Below are 19,666 nucleotides of genomic sequence, written 5' to 3'. Positions count from 1 at the left end.
TGATCAGGGCGTCGGGCGCGGGTCCGGCGTCGGGTGGGTCCGCACCGGACCGTGGCAGGTAGGTTCGCCGCAGGGACCATGCGTGACCGGCGTACCGGCCACGGCGAGACAGCAGCCGTGCGGGCGACGGGCGCAGAAGGAGGAGTGCCGTGAGCCAGCAAGTCCGGGGAGTCGTGTCGCGGGCCAAGGGCGCGCCGGTGGAGGTGACCACCATCGTGGTACCCGATCCGGGGCCGGGGGAGGCGGTGGTCCGCGTCCAGGCCTGCGGCGTCTGCCACACCGACCTGCACTACCGGGAGGGCGGGATCAACGACGAGTACCCGTTCCTGCTCGGCCACGAGGCGGCCGGCATCGTGGAACAGGTCGGCGACGGCGTCACCGACGTCGCACCCGGCGACTTCGTGGTCCTCAACTGGCGGGCGGTCTGCGGCACCTGCCGGGCCTGCCGGCGGGGTCGGCCCTGGTACTGCTTCGCCACCCACAACGCCGCCCAGAAGATGACCCTCACCGACGGTACGGTGCTCTCACCGGCCCTGGGTATCGGCGCGTTCGCCGAGAAGACCCTGGTCCACGCCGGACAGTGCACCAAGGTCAACCCGGCGGCCCGGCCGGCCGCCGTCGGCCTGCTCGGCTGCGGCGTGATGGCCGGGCTCGGCGCGGCGATGAACACCGGTCAGGTCACCCGGGGCGACTCGGTGGCGGTGATCGGCTGCGGCGGGGTCGGCGACGCGGCGGTGGCCGGCGCGGCCCTGGCCGGCGCGACGACGATCATCGCGGTGGACACCGACGCCCGCAAACTCGACTGGGCCCGGAAGTTCGGCGCCACGCACACCGTGAACGCCTCCGCCGAGGACCCGGTCGAGGCGATCCGGGCGGCCACCGGCGGGTTCGGCGCCGACGTGGTGATCGACGCGGTCGGTCGACCGGAGACCTGGAAGCAGGCGTTCTACGCCCGCGACCTGGCCGGTACGGTCGTGCTGGTCGGCGTACCGACCCCGCAGATGACCGTCGACCTGCCGCTGCTGGACGTCTTCGGGCGCGGCGGGGCCCTGAAGTCGAGCTGGTACGGCGACTGCCTGCCCAGCCGGGACTTCCCCCTGCTGACCGAGCTGTACCTCCAGGGGCGGCTCGACCTGGACGCCTTCGTCAGCGAGGAGATCGCCCTGGACCAGGTCGAGGAGGCGTTCACCAGGATGCACCACGGGGACGTGCTCCGCTCGGTGGTGGTGTTCTGATGCCGGCCCGGGTCGACCACACCGTCACCTCCGGCACCTTCTCCCTCGACGGGCAGACCTTCGACGTGGACAACAACGTCTGGGTGGTCGGCGACGACGTGGAGTGCGTGGTGGTCGACGCCCCGCACGACGTGGACGCGATCCTGCGTACCGTGGGTGGACGGCGGGTCACCGCGATCCTCGCCACCCACGCCCACGACGACCACGTCCGCGTCGCCCCGCAGCTCGCCGCCGCGACCGGCGCCCCGGTGCTGCTGCACCCCGCCGACCGGGTGCTGTGGGACATGGTCCACCCGGACACCCCACCGGCGGGCGAGTTGGCCGACGGCCAGCGGATCGAGGTCGCCGGTACCGCCCTGACGGTGCTGCACACGCCGGGGCACAGTCCCGGTGCCTGTTCCTTCCACGCCCCCGGGCTGGGCGCGGTGTTCACCGGTGACACGCTCTTCGCCGGTGGTCCGGGCGCCACCGGTCGCTCGTACAGCGACTTCGGCACCATCATCGGCTCGATCCGGGAGCGGCTGCTCACCCTGCCCCCGGAGACGACCGTGCACACCGGCCACGGGGACAGCACCACCATCGGCCGGGAGGCCCCGCACCTCGACGAGTGGATCAGCCGGGGCCACTGAACGGTGCGCCCGACCGGGGGCGGGAGACGGTTTCGTGCCGCTCTCCCGCCCCCGGTCGGGCAGCGGTCCGTACCGCCCCGGCCGACCCGGTCCGGGGTCAGGCCCGGGGTGGCCCCTGGTAGCCGGGGGCGACGTAGACCGGCAGGCGCTCGCCGTTCGACCGCGCGTACCGGCGGGTGTAGGTGACGTGGCTGTGCGCGGGCGCGGCCGGGTCGGTGGTCCTCGCGTGCTCCGCGGCCACCGGGACGGTGAAGTGGGTGGGCAGGGAACGCAGTGCCGAAGCCAGGCGGGCGGGGGTCACCTCGTGGCGCTGGTTGTGCCACGGGCCGCCGAGGAAGAGGACATTCATTCTTTCATCCTTCCCTGCCACCGACGGCGGCGCCTCAGCCGTTCGGCGTCCGGGTACGGCGCCCGTCCGGGGGACGAACAGCCCGGACGCAACCGCAATTCGCGATAATTCCCGACCGGATCATGCTGCCACACTCGCTGTCGACGGGTCAGCGGCGGTAGGTAGTCGACGCTGACCTGCTCCGATGCCATTTCGACGCGACAGGGTAGGTGCGACATGAGCACGATGCGCAACGCGAGCCCGCCGATCTCCGTCGAGCCGGAGCGGCCACCCCGTACCGGCCGGGTGGTGCTGTTCAGTGTGCTCGCCGGGACAGCCCTGGCGATCCTGTGGTCGTACCACTTCGTCGACTCGGTGATCGGCGACAACGTGGCCAACGCCCTGCTCGGCCACGACGCGAAGGGCACCGCGATCGCCGGTACCGGCGCCGGGCTGGTCTTCGCGTTCGTCTCCGGGCTGGCCGGTACCTTCACCGCCTGCAACATCGCGATGGTCGCCTCGGTCGGCCCGATGAGCCAGGCCGGTCAGGCGGGCCGGCGGCCGGACCCGCTGCGGATGCTGCTGCGCCCGGTGGGCTGGCTGACCCTCGGCATGGTGGTGGTCTCCGCGGCGTACGGCTTCGTCGGGGTCCTGCTGGGCGACCGGCTGCCGCAGCTGTCCACCGGGACGGTCGACGGCATGCCGGTGCGGATCATCCAGTCCTCGGTGGTCTTCGGGCTGATCGGCCTGGCCCTGATCTACCTCGGTCTGGCGGCGCTGGGTGTCCTGCCGGACGTCTTCGCCCACCGCCCGGTCGCCCGGGTCGTGACGTTGGGCGCGCTGATCGGCGGGTTCCTCATCGGCCGGCCGTACCCGCTGTTCAACAAGCTGTTCCACTGGGCCGCCGACACCGGCAACCCGCTCTACGGCGCCGGTGCCTTCGTGCTCCAGTCCCTGGGCAACGTCGTGATCGTCACCGTGCTCTTCGCCCTGGTCGTGCTGGTCAGCCGGGGTCGGGTAATGCACTGGTTGGCGGAGAGCCCGAGCCGCACCGCCGTGGTCACCGGATCGCTGACCATCGCCCTCGGGGTGTTCACCGTCGTCTACTGGGACCTGCGGGTACCGGCCATCTTCGGGTACGGCTGGTTCCCGACCATGCCGTACAACTGACCGGCGCCGGGAGCCGTCGGGGAAAGTTCGACGGCTCCCTGTCAGGTGTCCGATTTGCCGCCCTGACCTGCGGTACAAACGCTCGCATCGACGCCAACCGGTCAGCAAGGAGATCGTCATGACCGCTACCCCACCGTCGGAGGACTATCTGGCGGGATTCGAGGCCTTCTACACCGGGTCGTCCCCGGTGGAGGGCATGACCTTCGGCGCGGTGCCGTGGGACATCAGCGCCGCCCAGCCCATCGTGGTGGCGGCCGAGCAGGCCGGCCGGTTCTCCGGTGCGGTGCTCGACGCCGGGTGCGGCCTCGGTGACAACGCCATCTACCTGGCCGAGCGGGGCTACCAGGTGACCGGTGTCGACGGCGCGCCGACCGCCGTGGAGTGGGCCGCCAAGCGGGCCGCCGCCCAGGGGGCGACGGTCGAGTTCGCGGTCGCCGACGCGACCAGCCTCGCCGGGTACGACGGCCGGTTCGACTCGGTGCTCGACAGCGCCCTGTACGACGTGCTCGACGCCGACCACCGGGCGCGCTACCTCACCGCGCTGCACCGGGTATCCCGGCCCGGCGCGAAGCTGACCCTGGCCTGCTTCTCCGACCAGCTCCCCACCGACCTGCCCGGGGTCTACCGGATCACCGAGCAGATCATCCGCGACGAACTCGGCGCCGCCGGCTGGACCATCACCGGCCTGCGCCGGGACAGCTACCTGGTCAACGAGTACGCCGGGGAGTTCTTCCGGCAGGAGAAGATCGACGTGGTCACCGACGAGCGGGGCCGGGTCGCCCTGCCGGCCTGGGCGGTGGAGGCCGAGCGCGGCTGACCGCCCGTACCGCCCCGGACCTCGTCGGGTGCCCGGCGGACCTCCCGCAGGACCGGGAGACGTCCGCCGGGCACCCGGGCGTGTGACCCCCCGCCGAGCATCCGAGAGGACGACCGCATGCGCTCCCTGCTGCTACCGGCCCACCAGGCCTGGCTGCGCTACCACGACCTGCCCGGGCAGCCGACGGTGACCACCGTCCCCACGGGCGGACCGGGGGCGGCCCGGGTGACCACCGACGGACCGGGGGCGGCCGACCCGGCCGGCGGCACAGCACCGGTCGGGGTGTATCTGCCGGGCCTGGCCTCGGCCGGGTCGGCGGACTTCCCGGAGACCGCCGCGCAACCGGGGCTGCGCGACCGTCGGTGGATCGTGGTGGACCTGCTCGGCGCCGGGTTCAGCGACCGCCCGGTCCGGTTCGGGTACACCGTGGAGGAACACGCGGAGACCGTCGCGTACCTGCTCGACCACCTGCGCCTGAGCGGCTGCACCGTGGTGGCCAGCAGCATGGGCGGCGCGGTGGCCATCGTGCTGGCGGTACGCCGACCGGACCTGGTCGGCCGGCTGGTGGTCGCCGAACCGGCGATCAACCCCACCGGGCGGGGGGTGCTCAGCCCGTACGTGGCCGACCTGACCGAGGACGAGTTCGTCGACCGGGGACACCGGGCCCTGGTGGAGATGCTGGAGCAGATGTCGCTGACCGAGGGGGCCACCGCCGGTACCTTCGCTGCGGCGGTACGCAACGCCGCCCCGTACGCCCTGCACCGCAGCGCCCGGTCCCTGCGTACGGTCCGCGAACCGGGCCTGCGCGAGCAGCTCTACGCCCTCGACCTGCCCCGGGCGCTGATCGTCGGGGCCCGGTCACGGGTGGACGTCGGCGGCTTCACCGCGCACGGCATCCCGACCTTCGCCGTACCCGACGCGGGGCACTCGATGATGGACGACAACCCCGTCGGCTTCGCCGAGGCGATCGCGGCGGCCTGTGCCGTACCCGCGACCGCCCCGGCGTGACCCCGGTCGCTCCGCTGTCGGCGCGACCGGCAGCGGGTCGCGGTCAGCCGTCCAGCCCCCGGTAGACCGCGGTCTCGACCTCGGTGACGTACGCGCCGAACAGTCCCTCCAGCGCGGTGTTGGTCAACGCGACGACGCTCAGGTCGGCGTGCGGGTCGACGAAGGCGTTGGTGCCGTACACCCCACCCCAGCCGTAGCTGCCGGTCGGCCGGACGGAACCGGCGTCCTGCTGGTCGCGGACCACCGCGAAGCCCAGCCCGAAGCCCATCCCGGGGCCGACGTGCACGGTGTGCCCGGGGACCGCGTCGGTGCTGATCGCCTCGGCCGAGGCGGGGGAGAGGACCGGTGCCCCGCCGGTGCGTACCGCCTCCAGGAACGCCAGGTAGTCGGGGGCGGTACCGACCATGCCCATCCCGCCGGACGGGAACGCGGTCGGGTCGGTGGCCCGGGCCGGGGCGTAGTGGATCGGACCGCCGAACGGCATCGGCACCTGGTCGGTGGCGGCCATCCGGCGGGCCGGGCGACCGGGCCGGTCCGGGTCGGCGTAGGCGGCGGTCAGCCGGGCCGGATCGGTGGCGACGAACGCCGTGTCGGTCATCCCCAGCGGGCCGGTGACCAGCCGGGCCACCGCGTCGGCGAGCGGCTCGCCGGTGACCGCCTCGACCATCGCCCCGGCCACGTCCGTGCCCAGGGAGTACCCCCACTCGCTGTCCGGGGCGAACATCAGCGGTACACCGGCCAGCCGGCGCAGGTTCTCCGTCAGGGTGATGCCGCTGGCGTCACCGCCGTCGGACACCCCCGCGCTGCGGTAGGGCTCGTTGTCGGGGGACAGGAAGCCGTAGGAGAGCCCGGAGGTGTGGGCCAGCAACTGGCGCAGCGTGATCGTCGGCTCGCTACCGTCGGCGAGCCGGGGACGGAAGTACGGCAGTACCTCGTGCACCGGGGTGTCCAGGGTCAGCGCACCCCGGTCGACCAGGGCCAGCGCGGCGGCCGAGACGACCGGTTTGGTCATGCTCGCCAACCGGAAGACGTGCCCCGGGGCGACCGGTACGCCGGCCTCGCGGTCGGCCCAGCCGGCGTGGCGGGAGTAGACCACCTCGCCCCGGTGGGCGACGAGCACCGCGGTGCCGACCACCCGTTGCTCGCCGACCGCGTCGTCGATCACCGCGTCGAGCAGGCGGGCCAGTTCGGGGTACGGGGAACGGTGCGTCGTGGGCAGCGTGACGCGGGTGGCGTCGGACACGGTGGCCCCTTTCCGTAGTCGGTCGCTTCGGCAGGACGATAGAGGATCACTGGCGGATGGCTATATGTTTCTTTCCCGTGGGTGACACTCTTTGCCGCCCCCGTCCCGGCAACCTGTCGGCGTTCCGCCAGAAAGGCTTGACCCGGCACGGGTTTGCTCCTGTACTGGGCTCACCCGTACAGCTATATATTTCGATAGTGAGGGCTGGCGGGCGGCGCGACGCACCGGGAGGGTGACGATGACGATCCAGCTCACGGAGAGCCCGATTCCCCGTACCGGCCTGGACCCGCTCGAACCCGGTTTCCAGCTGGACCCCTACCCCTACTACCACTGGCTGCTGCGGAACGACCCGGTCCACCTCGGCGCGGAGGACACCTGGTACGTCACCCGCTACGCGGACGTGCGGCTGGTGATGAGCGACCACAAGTTCGGCTGCGCGAGCGTGCGGGACTGGTGGGAGGAGATGATCGGTCCGGGCGCGCTCAAGCAGATCATGCGCGACACCATGTTCTTCGAGGACGACCCGAAGCACGCCCGGCTGCGTGGTCTGATCACCCCGGTCTTCGCCCCGAAGCGGATGAAGGCGCTCCAGCCGAAGATCGACGAGGTGGTCGACGAACTGCTCGCCCCGCTGTTCCGCCGGGGCGAGATGGAGATGGTCAACGAGTTCGCCGCCCCGCTCGCGCTGACCTTCGTCTGCGAGCTGCTCGGCATCCCCCGGGAGGGCTACGAGGGGGTCCGCACCTGGTCGCTCGACATCGGGCCCACGCTGGACCTGATCCCCAACGACGAGGAGATCCGCAAGGGCAACATCGCGATGGGGGCGTTCGCCGACTACCTCCAGGGCCTCATCGAGAGCCGGGGCAGCCACCGGGGGCCGGACCTGATCAGCGTGATGCTCGACGCCCGCGAGGAGAGCCTGGCCAAGGGCGAACCGCCGGTCACCATGAACGAGATGGTCAGCACCATCATCTCGGTGGTCTTCGCCGGCCACGACACGGTGACCAACCAGATCACCAACACGATGCTGGCGCTGATCCGCAACCCCGACCAGCTCGACCTGCTCAAGCGGGACCCGAGCCTGGTGTCCGGCTGCGTCGAGGAGGGCCTGCGCTACGACTCCGCCGTGCAGTCCAACAGCCGCCGCCTCATGGTGGACGTCGAGCTGGGCGGGAAGCTGCTGCGCAAGGGTGACTTCGTGGTCGCCCTGATGGGCGCGGCCAACCGGGACCCGGCGAAGTTCGACGACCCGGACCGCTTCGACATCACCCGCACCGGTACCCAGGTGATGTCCTTCGGCGCCGGCATGCGGTTCTGCCTGGGCGCGATCCTGGCCCGGCTGGAGCTGCGTACCGCCCTGGACCGGCTGGTCCGGATGGAGAACGTGCGGCTGGAGATCGCCGACTCTGACATCTCCTACCAGCGCAGTTCGATGTTCCGCAGTCTGGTCGAGCTGCCGGTCAGCTTCACCCCGACCGGCGGCTGAGGCCGGACGGTGACGCGCGGGGACGGCGATTTTCTGCCGTCCCCGCGCGTCATTCCACTCCTTTTTCCCGCTCTGCCCAGTACGCTTCCACGACTGAGGGCGACCAGGCTCCTACATCTTGTCGCAGCACGCCGGCCGCCGCCGGTGGTGTCCGACAGGGCGGGGAAGCCCCGTCCGGTGCTGTCCGGGGAATCAACGGCTGATCAGCAGACAGGGAGACGGTGATGGAGACGACGACCACCGCCACGCCCAGAGCGGGCCGTCGGGAGTGGACCGGACTGGCGGTACTGGCCCTGCCGTGCCTGCTGGTGTCCATGGACCTGACCGTGCTCAACCTGGCGGTACCGCAGCTCAGCGCGGACCTGCGCCCCAGCGGCGCGCAACTGCTCTGGATCGTCGACATCTACGGCTTCCTGATCGCCGGTGCGCTGCTCACCATGGGTACCCTCGGTGACCGGATCGGCCGACGCCGGCTGCTGCTGACCGGCGCCGCCGCCTTCGGTGCCGCCTCCCTGGTCGCCGCCTTCGCCACCAGCGCGGAGGCGCTGATCGCCAGCCGGGCGGTGCTCGGGGTGGCCGGCGCGACGCTGATGCCGTCGACGCTCTCGTTGATCCGCAACATGTTCCAGGACCCGGCCCAGCGGACCACCGCCATCGGCATCTGGACGGTCAGTTTCTCCCTCGGCGGGGTGCTCGGGCCGCTGCTGGGCGGGGTGCTGCTCCAGCACTTCTGGTGGGGGTCGGTGTTCCTGGTCGCGGTGCCGGTCATGCTGCTGGTGCTGACCCTGGCCCCGGTGCTGGTCCCGGAGTACCGCAACCCGCAGGCCGGCCGGTTCGACCTGCCGGGCGCCCTGCTCTCCGTGGTGGCGGTCCTCGCCATGATCTACGGCATCAAGCGGTTCGCCAGTGAGGGACCCGGATGGCTGCCCGTCCTGGCGGTGGCCGTCGGCCTGGTGGTGGGTGTGCTGTTCGTCCGCCGGCAGCGTCGGATCGCCGAGCCGCTGATCGACCTGCGGCTGTTCCGCATCCCCGGGTTCAGCGTCGCGCTGCTCGCCAACACCGTCGCCTTCTTCGTCGCGTTCGGGTCCCTGCTGCTCATCTCCCAGTACCTCCAACTGGTGCTCGGGCTCTCCCCGCTGCGGGCCGGACTCTGGACGGTGCCCTCGTCGCTCGGCTTCGTGGTCGGCGCGATGGTCGCCCCCGCGCTGGTCCGCCTCGTCCGGCCGGGGTACGTGATGGCGGCCGGCATGGCGGTGGCCGCCGTCGGGTTCCTGCTGCTCGCCCAGGTCGGCGCCGGCTCGGGGCTGCCGGTGCTGGTGGCCGGTTCGGTGGTGTTCTTCCTCGGGGTGGCGCCGGTGTACATCGTGGCCACCGACCTGATCGTCTCCGAAGCACCCGAGGAGCGGGCCGGTGCCGCGTCGTCGGTCTCCGAGGCCGGCACCGAGTTCGGTGGCGCGTTGGGCATCGCGCTGCTCGGCACCGTCGGGGTGGCCGTCTACCGGGACCTGATGTCGGGCACGACGGTGAGCGGACTGCCGGTCGAGGTGGGGGAGTCGGCCCGCCGGACCCTCGGTGGTGCGCTGGCGGCGGCGGAGCAGCTGCCCGGCGGTCTCGGGGCCGAGCTGGCCGCCGCCGCCCGGGACGCGTTCGCCCAGGCGGTGCAGGCGGCCGCCGTGACCAGCGCGGTGATCGCGGTGGTCGTCGCGGTCCTCTGTGCGCTGCTGCTGCGCCGTACCCGGGGTGCCGCCCCCGATGCGGCCCCGGCCACCCCGGAGCGCGCTGCCTGATCCGGGGCGGACCGTCCGACCCGGGGCGGCCCGGCCGGTCCGCACCGGCCGTCGACAGCCGGTCGTCACCGGTTTCCCCGACCATTGTGCTGTTCTTTCTATTGTCAATTCTCGACAGATCTGCAACGCGTCGTCGCGTCCTGGCGGCGACGCGGGAAGGAGTCAACGATGACCACCGTCGCCGTGGTGACCGGTGCCGCCCGGGGCGTGGGCCGGGGGATAGCCCTGGTCCTGGCCGAGGCCGGCGCGACCGTCTACCTGACCGACCGGGAGAGTCGTGACCGGCGCTACTCCGAGCTGCCGGGCACGGTCGAGGACACCGCCGAGCAGGTCGACGAGCGGGGCGGCCGGGGCATCCCGGTACCCCTCGACCACACCGACGACGCGGCGGTGGCCGCGCTGTTCGAACGGGTCCGGGCCGAGCACGGCGGGCTCGACCTGCTGGTGGCCAACGCCTTCAACGGCAACGCGCTGCCGTTCCGGGGCGGCCCGTTCTGGACGTTGCCGTTGGAGCACTGGCGCAACATGTTCGACAACGGCGTCCGGGGGCACCTGGTGGCGGCCTGGCATGCGGCACCGCTGCTCATCGAGCGTAGGGGTCTGCTGGTCTTCACCGGTCTGGCGCAGCCCGGCGCCGAGGTGATCGCCAACCACCTCTTCTACGACCTGGCCATGACCAGCGTCAGCCGGCTCGCCCACGACGCCGCCCACGACCTGCGCCCGCACGGGGTGACCGCGCTGGCGGTGTCCCCGGGTTTCACCCGCACCGAGGCGATCATGGCGGCCTTCGGTGGCGGGACGCCCCCGGGCAGCGACTCGATCGAGTTCCCCGGCCGGGCGGTACGGGCGCTGCTGGAGGACCCGCAGGTGTCCCGGCACGCCGGCCGGACGATCACCGTGGCCGACCTCGCCGCCGAGTACGGCCTCACCGACGTCGACGCGGAGGTCCGGTCCGCAGCGGCCGGCTCCTGACCGACCGGTGTGTCCCGCACACACCCACCCCGGACACACCTGCCCGCCGCCGACCGGAGCCCCGGTTCCGGTCGGCGGCGGGCGCTTTTCAACCACCCGTCGGGACAATTTCCGGGTCCTCCGAACGACGCTTTCCCCGCACCGACAGAATTCCCCTAGGCTGGCCATTCCCTCAGTAATTTGGGAATCATGAGTACCGATGCGGTCCGTCCCGGGCACTGGGGCGGCGATGTCAACAGAGACAGTGCCAGTTCGTCGTCGGTGACGGCACGGGATGCCGTCGCGCAGGACCCGTGGGTGGGCGCCGGCCTGCTCGCCGTACGGCTCGCCATCGGCAGCACGTTCCTGCTGCACGGCATCCAGAACCTCTCCGGTGCCTGGACCGGCTGGGACACCGCCAAGATGGCCACCTACCTCGGTGACAAGGGCTTCGGTGGTGGGGCCCAGTTCATGGCCTGGCTGCTCGCGTTCGCGGAGATCGGGGCCGGTCTGGCGATGCTGCTCGGCTTCTTCACCGCGATCGGCGCGTCGCTGGTGGTCATCACCATGGCGACGTCGACCTCGCTGAAGCTCAGCGTCGGCTTCTTCATGCCCGGTGGCTTCGAGTGGGAGCTGGCGGTCCTCGCCGGTGGCCTGGTGCTCCTGCTGGCCGGCGCCGGACAGTATTCCCTGGACCACGCCAAACTCTCCGCACGTACCCGTGACCGGGTACGCAAGGTCGCCCTGGCGGCCACCATCGTCATCACCCTCGTCATGGTCGTCGTCACCTGGGGATCGCCGCCGCCGAAGATCGGATGAGCGACGTCCGCCTGATGGACGGACCAGCTCCGACGACCGGGACCGGGTCATGGTCGGTTCACGCCGACCGGTTTGCCCGGCCCGGTCGTCCGCCGTTGGCGCCGGTACCGGTGCCGCCGAACCCGACCGTGGAGGAGCGATGAGCGCAGTCGGACCCGCCCCCGACGGTGGGGCTGCGGTGGAGGTCAGCGACCTGCACAAGCACTACGGCCGGACCCACGCGCTGCGCGGGCTGGACCTGACCGTCCAGGCCGGTACGGTGTGCGCGGTCCTGGGGCCCAACGGGGCGGGCAAGACCACCGCGGTCCGGGTCCTGTCCACCCTCACCGCCCCGGACACCGGTCGGGTCCGGGTGGCCGGCTTCGACGTGGTCGACCAGCCGGAGCAGGTACGCCGCAACATCGGCCTGGCGGGTCAGCACGCCGCCGTGGACGAGGGGCTGACCGGTCGGGAGAACCTGTGGATGTTCGCCCGGTTGCACCATCTCGGTGACCGGGCCGCCCGCCGTCGGGCCGACGAACTGCTGGCCCGGTTCGACCTGCTGGCCGCCGCCGACAAGCTGGTGGGCACGTACTCGGGCGGGATGCGCCGCCGGCTGGACCTGCTGGCGAGTCTGATCGTCGCGCCGCCGGTACTCTTCCTCGACGAGCCCACCGTGGGACTGGACCCGCGTAGCCGGCAGCAGATGTGGGGTCACGTCGTCGACCTGGTGTCGGCGGGTACCACGGTGCTGTTGACCACCCAGTACCTGGAGGAGGCCGACCACCTGGCCGACCACGTGGTGGTGGTGGACCACGGCCGGGCGATCGCCTCGGGCACCCCGGACGCCCTCAAGGCCAGCATCGGTACCCGGGTCGAGGTGGTGGTCAGCCGGCGGGACGCGCTGGCCGGCGCGGCAGCCGTCCTCGCCGCCCTGACCGGGGCGGAACCGGTGATCGACAGCGATGAGCGGACCGTCCGGGTCACCACCTCGGCCGACGGTTTCACGCTCCCCCTGGTGGTCCGGGAACTCGACGCGGCCGGGGTGGTGATCGAGGACGTGGCGTTGCGCCGGCCCACCCTCGACGAGGTCTTCCTGCGCCTGACCGACCGGGAGCCGGCACCGGCGGTGGCCTGACGCGGACGGTCCGGGTACCGGCGCTGCGTGGGGCCGGTCGGGCCGGCCCGGTCAGAGCGGGCGGGAACCGTCCCCACCGGGCATCATCGCCGGGCCGGGTGGCACGCCGAGGCCCTGCACGGCGCGGCGGTAGGCCAGGATCGCCCCCTGGGTGTCACCGGCCTGGGTCATCGCCTCGGCGAGCTGGGACCAGAGCCGCGACACCTGGGGCGAGGGCACCAGGTCCTCCAGTGCCGTGCGGGCCTCCTCACCGCTGACCAGAGCGCCGTCCAGGTCGCCCAGGGTGGACTGGGCGGTGGCCCGCAGGATCAGCGTGGCGATCCGCTCCGGGGTCGGCGTGGCGGGGTCGGCGAGGAACCGCTGTGCCGTCTCGTCGGCCTCCGCCGGCCGGCCGAGCATCAGCAGCGCGCAGATCAGGTCGTTGCGGCACCGCGCGGTCTCCAGCAGGCTGCCGCTGGCGCGTAGGTCGATCAGGGCCTGGGTGAGCATCTCGTGGGCCAGCGCCGGGTCGGTCGGTGGCTGGCGCAGCAGCAGACCACCGTAGAGGGCCCGCAGCATGCCCATGGTCCGGTGGTAGTCGCGGCCGTCGCCGAGTTGGGCACCCCGGTTGAGCAGTTCCAACGCCCGGCCGGGATCGCCCTCGGCGACCGCGGTCGCCCCGGCCTGCCAGTAGATGTCGGCCAGCCGGTGCTGGTCGGCGATCTGCGGCGCGATGTCCAGCGCCTCGGCGATCGCCTGCCGGGCCAGGACGTGTTCGCCCCGGTCGCAGTGGATGCTGGCGATGATCGCCCGGATCTCGACACCCACGTCGGACATGTCCAGTCCGATCTGGCGGATGTAGTCCAACGCCTCGGTGCTGAACCGGATCGCCCGCTCGGTGTCGTCCAGGTGGGCCAGTCCACGGGACAGGCCCATGGTGGCGGCGAGCCGGTGCGGGCCGTCGCCGTGCTCCACCGTGGCGAGGTACGCCTCGAAGCCCGCCACCGCCTCGTTCACCCGGCCGGTCGCCTCGGCGACGTGCGCGAGGCCCAGCTCGGCCTCGCGGACCTCGTCGCTGTCGGTGTCGTGCTCGATCCGGACCCGCTCGAAGGTCTTCTCCGCCTCACCGAACCGGCCCACCATCAGGGCGACCCAGGCGAGTCGGAGATCCACGGCGGCGGGGATGGGTGACTCGGGTGCGGGGGAGTCCGCCGGGGACCACAGTTCCTCCGGGCGGCAGCCCAACCGCTCGGAGAGCTGCCGGATGACCCGCTCGGTGGGAGCCCGGCGGTCGGATTCGAGGAACGAGATGTAACTGACGGAGATCTTGTCACCGGCCAGATCGCGCTGACGCAGGCCGCGGTCGAGGCGTAGAAGGCGCAGGCGTGTTCCGAACGACTGGGTCGGCGTGGCGCCTGCGTCGGAAGCTGCGGAGCCTGTCTTCATGAGGATGCCAGTCCTGGTGAAAGACCTCAGTGGTTGGCGAGGCGGGGCTGTCAAACCGCTAGTTGTCGATAGTAGCCGAATGTCTCCCAAAAGGATGACCCGTATGACAAAGCACTGACATGCTTTCGTCAACATTTTTTACCGATTCCGGGCCGGCGCGTGGAATCCGTGGCCGTCGCGCGGGTTGGCGGCCGGTGGAGTCCGGTGTCCTGCCCGGGGTCCGGCGGGTCGCGCCGGACCATGCCGGCCACGGGGGCCGGCCGGGGCGGTGGACCGGTACCCGTCGCGGCGGCGACTGCCCGGTCCGCGCTGCTCGGGTCGACCGTCGGGGCTGCGCCGGTCGGGCCGGGTGGCCGGTGGCCCGCGCGTCGACGGTCACGCTGCGGTGTGCTGCACCGGAGTGGTCGCCAGCTCCCGGTCGAGCGGGTGCTCGTCGGCCTGGACCTGGTGGCGCAGCGCCTCGGTCAACAGCCGGACCTCCGACGTCGGGACCTCACTGCCGGTCACTTCGGAATCGTCGAGCGGGCCACGCCCCCGGCACAGCTCGGCGACCGCGGCGTCGAGGTCGTTGCGTGACCCCCGGCGCTGGAAGCGGACGTAGAGGGCCAGGCCGAGCTGGGTGGCGATGATCCGGCGGGGTGGGCCGGCGGAGGGCGCGATCGACCGCGCGTACCGCAGCAGCGCGATGGCGCAGTCGAGCCGGTCCTCGTCCCCGCTCCACCTGGCGTAGTCCAGCATCGCGGCGGCCAGGTCCTTGGCACGGGACCAGGAGAGGTTGGTCCGCTCGCCGCGCCCCGCCCCGCGGTCCCCCCGGCTGGGCACGCTCGCGATCCGGTCGTAGCACCGGTGGAGCCAGGGCAGTGCCCCCCACATCGGATGGTCTTCCATTGACGATGGATGATCACGCGATCCGTGACGCTGCATGTGTCCCCCTGGCGCCGCATCGACGACCCTGACGTGCAGATCAAGCTGAAGGTTAATCGATGCCTGGCCAGCGATGCTATAGCAAACTGAAGAATGCTCTTTGTTACCATGGGGTAATCAATGTCATGGTTGTGACGTTCCTGAGCTGACCTCGGCATACCTGGCCCGACCTGCGGAAATGCCCGTTTGGTGCAGGTGGTGGACCGCGCCGGGTGGCATGTTCCACCACGCGGCATGACAACCTGATCCCGGCCGGCAGCCCGTCCACCGCCGACGGTGTCAACGGCTGTTGTCAATCACCGGGTCGGCCGATGTGACAGCAATCCGACGCGCCCCGGGGCGCCCCGTCGTGGCGTTGACGGACCTCTTTCCTCGGGCTAACGGAAGTCTGGCCGGCGGATCATCGCCGGCATAACTTGCCAGAGTGGCCGTCGACGGTGTGCGCCACCGCCGGCACCCGCCGGGCCGGTGGTCCGACGGCCGGCCGCGTACCGGGACGCGTCGTGTGCGTCGTCGAGACGGCGGGCCGGCCCGCCGCTGCCACGACGCTCGCGCGGCATGGAGAGGTGGTGAGGGAGGACATGTCGGCCGAGCCGGACCTGCTCCGTGTGGCGCAGGAGTACGTCGACCGGCAACCGTCGCCTCGACGACGCGACGTGCCCCTGGTACGACTGGACGGACTGGCGGTCCACCTCGACGAGGACTACTGCCGTGAGGTGGCGGACTACTTCCACCAGGCACCCCTGCTGGCGTACGACGACACGCTGCGGGCCCGCTACGACCGGCTGAAGCAGGAGAACCGGGCGCAGTACCAGGCGCTGTGTGACGCCGGCGTCGAGGTCGTCCCCTGGCGGGGGCCCGGGCAGCCGTACCGCGACTCGGCCGAACTGGTCCGTGAGGTGCGCCGGACCCGGCGGCTACGGCTGTACCTGACCCGCAACGGACACGGACCCCGACCCGGTGCCGAGGCCGGTTTCCACCCGTTGCGGGAGCCGTCGGGGGTCGTGCTGGACGGTGTCGAGCTGACCCACAACGACCTGTTCCGGGTGGTGCACGACATCTTCGGCCACGTCATGTTCCACAACAGTTTCGGCCCACGCGGCGAATTCAAGGCCACCTACTGCCATCTGCACATGTACTCCGACGAGGTGCACCCCGTGCTGTTCACGGAGCACCTCGGCCAGTTCTGCTGGTTCTTCTTCGGGCCGCACCTGCGTGGCCCGGACGGTCGGCTGCGGCAGCCCGGCGATCCCGGCTACCTGCCGCCGCCGGACCGACCGTACGCCGAACAGAAGGTGTTCCCGTTCGTGCGCACCTATATCGACCGATTCAGCGATGCATTCCAGATCCGGGAGCGGGAATGACTCAGATGCGGCACAGCGAACTCCGTCCGCGCCACCTGACCACATCGGTCCGGGACGACTTCCCGCTCCTGGCGGCCGAGCCGGAGGACACCGGACTGGTCTACCTGGACAACGCGGCCACCACCCAGAAGCCCCAGGCGGTACTGGACGCGATCACCGGTTACTACACCACGATCAACAGCAACGTCGGTCGCGGCTACCACCGGCTCGGGCTCGCCTCCACCGAGGCGTTCGAGCAGGCCCGGGTGGCGGCCCAGGAGTTCCTCGGCGCGGCCGGACCGGACGAGATCGTCTTCACCCGGGGTACCACCGACGCGACGAACCTGCTCGCCGCCACCGTGGGACGGCGGCTGGTCGGACCGGGCGACCAGGTGGTCATCACCGGCATGGAACACAACAGCAACCTGCTGCCCTGGCGCCGGCTGGCCGAGGAGGCCGGGGCGGAACTGGTGGTGGTGCCGGTCGCCGTCGACGGCCGGGTCCGGCTGGCCGACTTCACCGCGGCCCTCGGCCCCCGGGTCCGGATCGCGGCGTTCGCGCACGTCTCCAACGTGCTCGGCACGGTGAACCCGGTACGCGAGATGATCGCCGCCGCGCACCGGCACGGGGTGGTCACCGTCGTCGACGGCGCGCAGGCCGTCGCCCACCGCCGGGTCGACGTGCGGGACCTGGACGCCGACTTCTACTGCTTCTCCGGGCACAAGGTGTACGGCCCGATGGGCACCGGGGTGCTCTACGGTCGCCGGGACCTGCTCGTCGAGGTGGCGCCCTACCAGGTCGGTGGCGGCACGGTGAAGGGGGTCTCGTTCGCCGAGCCGGTGACCTACGTGCCGGTCCCGGCCCGACTGGAGGCCGGTACCCCGGACGTGGCGGGCGGGCTCGGCCTGGCCGCGGCGCTGCGGTACCTGACCGACCTGGGCTGGGACGCGGTCCGGGCGCACGACGAGAGCCTGGTCCGGGCGGCGGTGGACGCGTTCGACGGCATCGACGGGCTGCGCGTCGTCGGCGACCCGGCCCGCGACCCCAGTGGCATCGTGTCGTTCGCCATCGACGGGCTGCACCCCTACGACGTCGGTGGTCACCTGGACCGGCACAACATCGCCGTCCGCTGCGGGGTGCACTGCTCCAGCACCTTCCTGGACAGCCTCGACCTGGTGGGCACCGTCCGGGTCTCGTTCGCGGTCTACAACACCGAACGCGACCTGGAGCGCGTCTGCGACGCCCTGCGTACCGTGCGGCCCGGCTTCTGGACCACGGAGCAACCGAACACCCGGTTCCTGTGACCTGCGAGAGAATACGAGGTGTAGTGCGATGTCCTCGGCCTCGATCGACGTCGCCGCGATCCGCGGCGAGCAGCGTACGATCTGGAACTCGGTAGCCGGCCCGTGGCAGCGCTGGGCGCCCCAGTTCGAGCGGGGCGCCGGGGTGGTCACCCGGCGGCTCATCGAGCTGGGCGGCGTCTCCGCCGGCCACCGGGTGCTCGACGTCGGCACCGGGGTCGGTGAGCCGGCCCGGACCGCCGCCGGAGCGGTCGGATCGGGCGGCAGTGTGCTCGCCATCGACCCGGCCCCGGAGATGATCGCCGCCGCCCAGCGCGCCGCCGCCGACCGGCACAACCTGCACTTCGCCGTCGGGGACGTGGAGACGGCGACCCTGCCCCTGGGCGCCTTCGACGTGGTGCTGAGCCGGTGGGCGCTGATGTTCGCCGCCGACCGGATCGCCACCCTGCGGCGGATCACCGGACTGCTGCGCCCGGGTGGCGTACTGGCCGCCGCGGTCTGGGGGCCACCGCCGTCGGTACCCATGATCAGTCTCGGCTTCGCGGTGATCTCCCGGCAGCTGGCCCTGGACCCGCCGCCGCCCGGCGGGCCCGGACCGTTCTCGATGGCCGATCCGGCGCAGGTCGCCGAGGAGCTGCGCGCGGCCGGGTTCGTCGAGGTCGCGGTGGAGGAGTGCGTGGTGCCCTTCGTGCTCGACTCGGTCGACGAGTTCGTCAGCTTCACCCGGGACGTGCTGCCGCCCCGGATGCGCCAGGTGCTGACCGACCGCTGCGGATCGGTCGACGACCCGCAGATCTGGGCCGCGGTACGCGCCGAGGCCGAACGGTTCGTCACCGCCGACGGCACCATCAGCCTCCCCTCGGTCAGCCTCTGTCTGCGGGCGGTGGCCGAGGGCGGGCCGGCATGAGGTTCGACACCCGACTGGTGCGGATCGGCCAGGACCCCGAACCCGGCACCGGGGACGTCGTCCCCCCGCTGCACCTGGCGGTGACCTACGAACGGGACATGCAGGACCCGCCCCGGTACTTCTACGGCCGGGGGGAGAACCCCACCCGGGAGGACCTGGAGCGGGCCCTGGCCGCCGTCGAGGACGCCCCGTTCGCCACCGTGTACGCCTCCGGGCAGGCCGCCGCGATGACCGCCGTGTCGGTGCTGCGGCCCGGCCAGCGGCTGCTCAGCTCGGACGACGTCTACGGCGGCACGCACACCCTCTTCGCGATGCTCACCCGGTACGACATCCGGGTCGACTACGCCGACCTGTCCGACCCGGCCGTGGTCGAGCAGGTGCTCGGCGACGACGGTGACGACGTCGCCATGGTGTGGGTGGAGTCGCCGAGCAACCCGCTGCTGAAGGTGGTCGACCTGGCCGACGTGTGCCGGCGGGCGCACCGGCGCGGCGCGCTGGTGGTGGTGGACAACACCCTCGCCGGCCCGGTGCTCCAGCAGCCGCTGGCGCTCGGCGCCGACGTCAGCCTCTACAGCACCACCAAGTCCGTCGCCGGGCACCTCGACGTCCTCGGCGGCGCGCTGGTCTACCACGACCCGGCGCTGCACGACAGCTTCCTGGCGTACCGGACCACGGCCGGCAACATGGCCGGCCCGCTGGACTGCTTCCTGGTGCACCGGGGGCTGAAGACGATGTCGCTGCGGGTCGCCCGCCAGGTGGACAACGCCGAGGCGGTGGTCGCCGCGCTGCGCGCCGAGCCGACCGTCGGCCGGATCCACTACCCCGGGCTGCCCGGGCACCCCGGCCACGAGGTGGCCCGCCGGCAGATGACCCGGCCCGGGTCGCTGGTCAGCTTCGAGTACCTGCACGACCCGGAGAAGCTGATGAGCCGGGTCGGCCTCTTCGCCAGCGCGGTCAGCCTCGGCGGGGTCCGGTCGCTGATCGAGTGTCCCGCCCTGATGACCCACCGGCCGGTACCCCGGGAGGTCCGGCTGCGGCTGGGGGTCACCGACAACCTCATCCGGCTGTCCCTGGGCATCGAGGACCCCGCCGACCTGGTCACCGACCTGGTCACCGCGTTGCGCGCCGGCCGCCCGTAGCCGGCCGCCCCGGAGCCGGCCGTCCACCGGCTGCCCC

At 72.0% G+C, this 19,666-nt stretch carries 18 protein-coding genes; 14 read left to right on the top strand and 4 right to left on the bottom strand.

Features of this window, described 5'->3' with window-relative positions; translation table 11 throughout:
- The first annotated feature begins 149 nt into the window (after window positions 1-149).
- Window positions 150-1,235 carry an S-(hydroxymethyl)mycothiol dehydrogenase gene (locus GSF22_RS03220; protein WP_208811205.1) on the top strand — a complete coding sequence of 362 codons (1,086 nt, stop codon included), beginning with the start codon at window positions 150-152 and terminating at the stop codon, window positions 1,233-1,235.
- A complete protein-coding gene (locus GSF22_RS03215; RefSeq protein WP_208811204.1) occupies window positions 1,235-1,864 on the top strand; it encodes an MBL fold metallo-hydrolase in 630 nt (209 codons plus the stop codon). The genes GSF22_RS03220 and GSF22_RS03215 overlap by 1 nt, the downstream gene beginning before the upstream one ends.
- A gap of 97 nt (window positions 1,865-1,961) precedes the next feature.
- Here the strand turns inward: GSF22_RS03215 and GSF22_RS03210 are convergent, their stop codons facing one another.
- Window positions 1,962-2,213 carry a hypothetical protein gene (locus GSF22_RS03210; RefSeq protein WP_208811203.1) on the bottom strand — a complete coding sequence of 84 codons (252 nt, stop codon included), beginning with the start codon at window positions 2,211-2,213 and terminating at the stop codon, window positions 1,962-1,964.
- Between the two features lie 216 nt (window positions 2,214-2,429).
- Here GSF22_RS03210 and GSF22_RS03205 point away from each other — a divergent pair, with 216 nt between their 5' ends.
- From GSF22_RS03205 to GSF22_RS03195, 3 genes are all read left to right on the top strand, one after another.
- Window positions 2,430-3,362 carry a hypothetical protein gene (locus tag GSF22_RS03205; protein WP_244365948.1) on the top strand — a complete coding sequence of 311 codons (933 nt, stop codon included), beginning with the start codon at window positions 2,430-2,432 and terminating at the stop codon, window positions 3,360-3,362.
- 118 nt (window positions 3,363-3,480) lie between these two features.
- On the top strand, window positions 3,481-4,179 hold the full coding sequence (locus tag GSF22_RS03200; protein WP_208811202.1) for a class I SAM-dependent methyltransferase: 699 nt from the start codon (window positions 3,481-3,483) through the stop codon (window positions 4,177-4,179).
- 117 nt (window positions 4,180-4,296) lie between these two features.
- Window positions 4,297-5,187, top strand: a complete 891-nt coding sequence (locus tag GSF22_RS03195; protein WP_208811201.1) for an alpha/beta fold hydrolase — start codon at window positions 4,297-4,299, stop codon at window positions 5,185-5,187.
- Between the two features lie 43 nt (window positions 5,188-5,230).
- Here the strand turns inward: GSF22_RS03195 and GSF22_RS03190 are convergent, their stop codons facing one another.
- Window positions 5,231-6,430 (bottom strand): serine hydrolase domain-containing protein, encoded by a 1,200-nt coding sequence (locus GSF22_RS03190; protein WP_208811200.1) that lies wholly within the window; start codon window positions 6,428-6,430, stop codon window positions 5,231-5,233.
- Window positions 6,431-6,668: 238 nt separating this feature from the next.
- Here GSF22_RS03190 and GSF22_RS03185 point away from each other — a divergent pair, with 238 nt between their 5' ends.
- The 5 genes from GSF22_RS03185 to GSF22_RS03165 all read left to right on the top strand — a co-directional run bounded on the left by GSF22_RS03185 (window position 6,669) and on the right by GSF22_RS03165 (window position 12,590).
- Window positions 6,669-7,916, top strand: a complete 1,248-nt coding sequence (locus tag GSF22_RS03185; protein WP_208811199.1) for a cytochrome P450 — start codon at window positions 6,669-6,671, stop codon at window positions 7,914-7,916.
- 224 nt (window positions 7,917-8,140) lie between these two features.
- Window positions 8,141-9,703 carry an MFS transporter gene (locus GSF22_RS03180; protein WP_208811198.1) on the top strand — a complete coding sequence of 521 codons (1,563 nt, stop codon included), beginning with the start codon at window positions 8,141-8,143 and terminating at the stop codon, window positions 9,701-9,703.
- Window positions 9,704-9,871: 168 nt separating this feature from the next.
- A complete protein-coding gene (locus tag GSF22_RS03175) occupies window positions 9,872-10,675 on the top strand; it encodes an SDR family oxidoreductase (RefSeq protein WP_208811197.1) in 804 nt (267 codons plus the stop codon).
- 189 nt (window positions 10,676-10,864) lie between these two features.
- Entirely contained in the window at window positions 10,865-11,473 is a 609-nt protein-coding gene (locus GSF22_RS03170; RefSeq protein WP_208811196.1) for a DoxX family protein, read from the top strand.
- A gap of 139 nt (window positions 11,474-11,612) precedes the next feature.
- Window positions 11,613-12,590, top strand: coding sequence for an ATP-binding cassette domain-containing protein (locus GSF22_RS03165; RefSeq protein ID WP_208811195.1), 978 nt, complete (start codon window positions 11,613-11,615; stop codon window positions 12,588-12,590).
- Between the two features lie 51 nt (window positions 12,591-12,641).
- On the opposite strand, the gene GSF22_RS03160 is transcribed toward GSF22_RS03165, so the two are convergent.
- Window positions 12,642-14,015, bottom strand: a complete 1,374-nt coding sequence (locus GSF22_RS03160) for a helix-turn-helix domain-containing protein (RefSeq protein WP_208811194.1) — start codon at window positions 14,013-14,015, stop codon at window positions 12,642-12,644.
- 375 nt (window positions 14,016-14,390) lie between these two features.
- A complete protein-coding gene (locus GSF22_RS03155) occupies window positions 14,391-14,903 on the bottom strand; it encodes a hypothetical protein (RefSeq protein WP_208811193.1) in 513 nt (170 codons plus the stop codon).
- Window positions 14,904-15,508: 605 nt separating this feature from the next.
- Between GSF22_RS03155 and GSF22_RS03150 the strand changes: the two genes are divergently transcribed.
- Genes GSF22_RS03150 through GSF22_RS03135 form a run of 4 tightly spaced genes read left to right on the top strand, consistent with a single transcriptional unit; the run spans window position 15,509 to window position 19,629 of the window.
- Window positions 15,509-16,303 carry a hypothetical protein gene (locus GSF22_RS03150; protein WP_307803687.1) on the top strand — a complete coding sequence of 265 codons (795 nt, stop codon included), beginning with the start codon at window positions 15,509-15,511 and terminating at the stop codon, window positions 16,301-16,303.
- The gene (locus GSF22_RS03145; protein ID WP_208811192.1) at window positions 16,300-17,586 is read left to right on the top strand and encodes an aminotransferase class V-fold PLP-dependent enzyme; all 1,287 of its coding nucleotides are present in this window, start codon (window positions 16,300-16,302) and stop codon (window positions 17,584-17,586) included. Before GSF22_RS03150 ends, GSF22_RS03145 begins: the two co-directional genes overlap by 4 nt.
- Before the next feature lie 28 nt (window positions 17,587-17,614).
- A complete protein-coding gene (locus tag GSF22_RS03140) occupies window positions 17,615-18,490 on the top strand; it encodes a class I SAM-dependent methyltransferase (RefSeq protein ID WP_208811191.1) in 876 nt (291 codons plus the stop codon).
- Window positions 18,487-19,629: a trans-sulfuration enzyme family protein gene (locus GSF22_RS03135; RefSeq protein ID WP_208811190.1), complete on the top strand. Its 1,143-nt coding sequence runs from the start codon at window positions 18,487-18,489 to the stop codon at window positions 19,627-19,629. The genes GSF22_RS03140 and GSF22_RS03135 overlap by 4 nt, the downstream gene beginning before the upstream one ends.
- Window positions 19,630-19,666 lie beyond the last annotated feature (37 nt).

Origin of the sequence: Micromonospora echinofusca, assembly GCF_017614955.1 — a bacterium.
Classification (GTDB): domain Bacteria; phylum Actinomycetota; class Actinomycetes; order Mycobacteriales; family Micromonosporaceae; genus Micromonospora; species Micromonospora echinofusca_A.
This window is presented reverse-complemented; position numbering and strand designations above follow the sequence as displayed.